Below are 5,237 nucleotides of genomic sequence, written 5' to 3'. Positions count from 1 at the left end.
ACAGCCACTTTGTATGTGATAAACTATGTGCCTTTTGTGCCATACTTTTCTCCTCTCGCTTTACAATAGGCTTGAACACCTTTATTGTATCGCGTTTGGAGTTTTTTTGGTATAACCTTCGTCGCACACCCGCATAGCGGGTGGTTTATTTGTCACGCACCTTACGGAGCGTGACGGACTAAAAGTCACATAACTAAAAAAGCCTGAGCGAACTCAGGCCTTAAATGAATTATGCTTCCAAGTAGTACTCTTTCACAATGTTCAAGTTTTCATCCAATTCGAATACAAGTGGTGGGAAGTTTGGAATTTCCACATCCATGATTTCGTCATCAGACAATTGTTTGATGTGTTTTACAAGGGCACGGATTGAGTTACCGTGTGCACCTACGAATACGTTTTTACCGTCTTTCAATGCTGGAGCAATTTTATCTTCCCAGAATGGAAGGGCACGCTCAAGCGTTACTTTCAAGTTTTCTGCATCTGGAATAACTGAATCATCAAGGTGTGCATAGCGACGGTCAGTGTGTGCTGAATGCTCATGATCTTTAGCCATTTCTGGTGGCAAAGTATCATAAGAACGACGCCAGATGTGAACTTGCTCATCACCAAATTCAGCAGCTGCTTCAGCTTTGTTCAAGCCAGTCAAACCACCGTAGTGACGTTCGTTCAAACGCCATGATTTTTCAACTGGTACCCACAATTGATCTGCAGCTTCAAGAGCCAAGTTTGTAGTCTTGATAGCACGTTTCAATACAGATGTGAAAGCAAGGTCAAATTCGATACCTGCTTCTTTGATCAATTTACCTGCATCGATTGCTTGTTGTGTACCTTTTTCAGACAAATCAACATCAGCCCAACCAGTGAAAAGGTTAGCTTTGTTCCATTCAGACTCACCATGGCGAGCAAAAACCAATTTTACCATTTATGGATTCTCCTTTAAATTTTGAGGTCCCCCTCTTATACTTCTCTATTTTACACGAAAAGGTAAAAAAATGCCAGCCTTTCCACAATCTGTGTACGCTTTCATTACTCTTTCATGTAAATTCAGTCTCTAGACCTATATTTCTTCTTAGAAAAAAGACAAAATAATGGTATAATAGTAAGGCTGAACACGACAGTTCAAAACGATACCACTATAGGAGTTATCATGAAAAAAGTAGCTATCGTGTCTGCCTATCGTTCTGCCATCGGCAGTTTCGGAGGTAGTCTGAAAGATATTGAAATCGCTGATTTAGGGGCGCAAGTCCTCGAAACAGCCTTAGCTAATAAAAACATCCCTGCAGACAGCGTTGATGAAGTTATCTTCGGAAATGTTCTCTCAGCAGGACAAGGACAAAATATTGCACGTCAAATTGCTATTCGTGCAGGCATTCCTCAGACAGCCTCTGCCTATGCAGTCAATAAAGTCTGTGGTTCTGGTCTCAAATCAGTCCTTCTTGCCACACAATCAATCCTTCTTGGCGATAACGACGTCGTTGTTGCTGGTGGTATCGAAATCATGAGTCAGGCGGCCTACTTATCCAAATCAAGCCGTTTTGGGAGTAAGTTTGGTCATATTACCTTGGAAGATTCCATGTTAACGGATGGTTTGACAGATGCCTTCAATGACTATCACATGGGTATTACCGCTGAAAATGTTGCCGAACGCTATCATGTCAGTCGAAAAGAGCAAGATGCATTTGCCCGCACCAGCCAAGAAAAGGCTGCAAAAGCTATTGCTGAGGGAAGATTTGTTGACGAAATTGTTCCTATTAGACTAAAAAATCGGAAAGGCGAAACTATTTTTGCCACAGATGAGTATCCTCGTCTGACGCTAATTGAAAAATTGGCAACACTCCGTCCAGCTTTCAAAAAAGATGGAACCGTCACCGCAGCCAATGCTTCTGGCATCAATGACGGCTGTGCTGTCTTGGTACTCATGTCTGATGAAAAAGCCAGTGAGCTAAATATCCAGCCACTCGCCTATATTGAGGCCTATGCAACAAGCGGTTTAGATCCTGCCTATATGGGGTTAGGTCCTATAACAGCTAGTCAAAAAGCCCTTGAAAAAATCGGCAAATCCGTCGAAGATATTGACTTATTTGAACTCAACGAAGCTTTCGCAGCCCAATCAATTCCAGTTGTCAAACAACTCGGCATTAATCCTGCAAAAGTCAATGTCAATGGTGGTGCTATCGCCCTTGGACATCCAATCGGAGCTAGTGGTAGCCGGATTTTGGTTACCCTAATCCATGAATTAATCAAGCAAGAAAAAGAGCTTGGTCTTTGCTCACTTTGTATCGGAGGCGGTCAAGGTATCTCCCTAATCGTTTCCAATGCGCAAACAAGTTAACCTATCATTTGTACACAAAGGATATATTATGAACATCGGTATTGATAAAATCGGATTTGCGGCACCCGATTATGTTTTAGATTTGGCTGATTTAGCCCAAGCCCGCAATGTGGACCCAAATAAATTTAAGATTGGTCTTCTTCAGTCTGAAATGGCTGTAGCTCCTATCACTCAAGATATTATCAGTCTTGGTGCAAAGGCTGCCGAAACCATTCTGACAGAAGAAGATAAACAAACTATTGACATGGTTATTGTCGGTACAGAATCTAGCGTAGATCAAAGTAAGGCTGCTGCCGTCACCATTCATGGATTACTCGGTATTCAGCCCTTCGCTCGCTCCATCGAGATGAAGGAGGCCTGTTACGGTGCAACCGCTGGACTAAGTCTTGCCAAAAGCCATATCGCTCAATTCCCAGAATCAAAAGTCCTAGTCATTGCTAGTGATATTGCAAAGTATGGAGTCGCTTCTGGCGGTGAACCTACCCAAGGTGCTGGTGCAGTTGCCATGTTGGTAACCGCAAACCCACGAATTTTGGTCCTCAACAATGATAATGTCTGCCAGACACGTGACATCTACGACTTCTGGCGTCCTAACTACGACAAATATCCACGTGTTGATGGTAAATTTTCAACTGAACAGTACACCGATTGCTTGACAACAACTTTCGACTACTATCAACAAAAAACAGGCAAAACCCTCAACGATTTTGCTGCCATGTGCTTACACATTCCTTTCTCCAAGCAAGGCCTTAAAGGATTGCAGGCTATCACTCAGGACGCAGAAACATTGGAACGTTTGACAGAGCGTTTCCAAGAAGCAATCGTATATAATAAGGTTGTCGGCAACATCTACACTGGCTCTATTTTCCTCTCCCTCCTTTCCCTTTTGGAAAATAGCAGAGCTTTAGAGACAGGGGATCAAATTCTCTTTTATAGCTATGGTAGCGGTGCTGTCTGTGAAATTTTCAGCGGTCAACTCGTTGAAGGTTATCGCGACCACTTACAAGAAAATCGTTTAGAACAACTCAATCAGCGTACAAAACTCAGCGTTAAGGAATACGAACAAGTCTTCTTTGAAGAAATTACCCTTGATGAAACTGGTTCATCCCTTGACCTACCAGAAGACCAAACTCCCTTTGCCCTTATCAAAGTGGACAATCACAAACGTATCTATCGTAAATAAGCATTTTACCTATCATTCATTGGAATAATGAATGATAGGCTGATCGAATTTCCAGCACACTTTTCACAGTTAGCGTCAACATCTCAGCGCAGTGGTTGATTGGCAGATTTATTCGTGTTACCACACTCTAAATCTGACCTAATCAACTGTGCGGGGGCGGGAAGACGAACTCTTTTCTATCAGTCAAGTTCTTTCCCGCTCCCCAAAACGGCGCCCTTTGGCTCTCACCAAGGGGCGCTTTCCTATAGAAAGAGGAACCTATGTCAATTTTTTCCAGATTTTATAAAAAATCACGCCAAGAGCGCATTGATATTCTCCGTCAGAATCGTTCCCTATCGGAAGATAGCTTAGACGTTCTATACAAAGACGAAAACCTGCCAGAAGCAATTGCGGGAAAGATGGCAGAAAATCATCTAGGAACGTTTTCCTTACCTTTTTCTGTACTTCCAGAACTTCTAGTGGATGGACAAACTTATTCTGTACCGATGGTTACTGAAGAACCTTCTGTGGTTGCAGCTGCATCTTTCGGAGCCAAAATCATCGCTAAATCTGGCGGTTTTTCAACGACTATTCATAACCGTATCATGATTGGACAAGTTGCTCTCTACGATATTTCGGACCATAGCAGAGCGACACAGACGATTCTTGACCAGAAGGAGAGTATTTTAGAAACTGCCAATCAAGCACACCCTTCTATTGTTAAACGAGGGGGCGGTGCAAGAGAATTGACTGTTGAGAGTAAGGATGAGTTTTTGATTGTCTATCTTCAAGTTGATGTACAAGAAGCCATGGGAGCCAATATCCTCAATAACATGTTAGAAGCTGTTAAGGATGACTTAGAAGAGCTCAGCAAGGGACAGGCTTTGATGGGAATCCTCTCCAACTATGCAACGGAGTCACTGGTCACCGCCCAATGTCATATAGCCATCTCTAATCTGGCTACCAGCTCTGCCATTGCTCAAGAAACTGCTCAAAAAATAGCCCTGGCAAGCAAACTGGCGCAAGTGGACCCTTATCGTGCTGCGACACATAACAAAGGGATTTTTAATGGTATAGATGCTGTCGTTATCGCTACAGGAAATGACTGGCGGGCAGTCGAAGCCGGGGCTCATGCTTATGCCAGCCGTGATGGGCAATACAAGGGGCTTTCTACTTGGTCCATTGATGGCGAGCACTTGGTCGGCTCCATCACCCTACCTCTTCCGATCGCCTCTGTCGGTGGCTCGATTGGACTCAATCCAAAGGTAGCCGTCGCTTTTGACCTTCTCCAACAACCAAAGGCACGCCAATTAGCTTCTATCATCGCTTCTGTCGGCCTCTGTCAGAACTTTGCCGCCCTGCGTGCTCTTGTTACTTCAGGGATTCAGGCTGGTCATATGAAGCTCCAGGCAAAATCCTTAGCGCTACTTGCTGGTGCCGAGGAGCATGAAGTAGACCAACTAGCCCAACTCCTGCGGAAAGAAAAGCACAGCAACCTAGAAACTGCTCAAAACTTATTAGCAAAAATGAGAGAACATTAAAAAGAGGGACTCCCTCTTTTTTAATTATGTGACTTTTAGTCCGTCACGCTCCGTAAGGTGCGTGACAAATAAACCGAGGCTGGGCAAAAACTAGCTTCTCACATATAAAAAACGAGCAATTCCAATTAGGAGTTGCTCGTTTTCCACTTCATGCTTTATAATTATAATAACCACAAAACAACTAGAAAGGCATGAAAATGTA

Annotated in this window: 4 protein-coding genes; 3 read left to right on the top strand and 1 reads right to left on the bottom strand. The window is 43.4% G+C overall.

Going from position 1 to position 5,237, the window contains the following annotated elements; genetic code table 11:
• Positions 1-229 precede the first annotated feature (229 nt).
• A complete protein-coding gene (locus ODU50_RS10240; protein WP_002936226.1) occupies positions 230-922 on the bottom strand; it encodes a phosphoglycerate mutase in 693 nt (230 codons plus the stop codon).
• A 225-nt stretch (positions 923-1,147) separates the two neighbouring features.
• Between ODU50_RS10240 and ODU50_RS10235 the strand changes: the two genes are divergently transcribed.
• From ODU50_RS10235 to ODU50_RS10225, 3 genes are all read left to right on the top strand, one after another.
• Positions 1,148-2,332 carry an acetyl-CoA C-acetyltransferase gene (locus ODU50_RS10235; protein WP_105153222.1) on the top strand — a complete coding sequence of 395 codons (1,185 nt, stop codon included), beginning with the start codon at positions 1,148-1,150 and terminating at the stop codon, positions 2,330-2,332.
• A gap of 28 nt (positions 2,333-2,360) precedes the next feature.
• Positions 2,361-3,515, top strand: coding sequence for a hydroxymethylglutaryl-CoA synthase (locus tag ODU50_RS10230; protein WP_024406372.1), 1,155 nt, complete (start codon positions 2,361-2,363; stop codon positions 3,513-3,515).
• 260 nt (positions 3,516-3,775) lie between these two features.
• Positions 3,776-5,035 carry a hydroxymethylglutaryl-CoA reductase, degradative gene (locus tag ODU50_RS10225; protein WP_238710105.1) on the top strand — a complete coding sequence of 420 codons (1,260 nt, stop codon included), beginning with the start codon at positions 3,776-3,778 and terminating at the stop codon, positions 5,033-5,035.
• Positions 5,036-5,237: the final 202 nt, after the last annotated feature.

Origin of the sequence: Streptococcus sp. 2020WUSS084 (assembly GCF_044427445.1) — a bacterium.
Classification (GTDB): domain Bacteria; phylum Bacillota; class Bacilli; order Lactobacillales; family Streptococcaceae; genus Streptococcus; species Streptococcus suis.
Note: the sequence above shows the minus strand (reverse complement) of the source record. Positions and strands in the feature narration are given on the sequence as shown.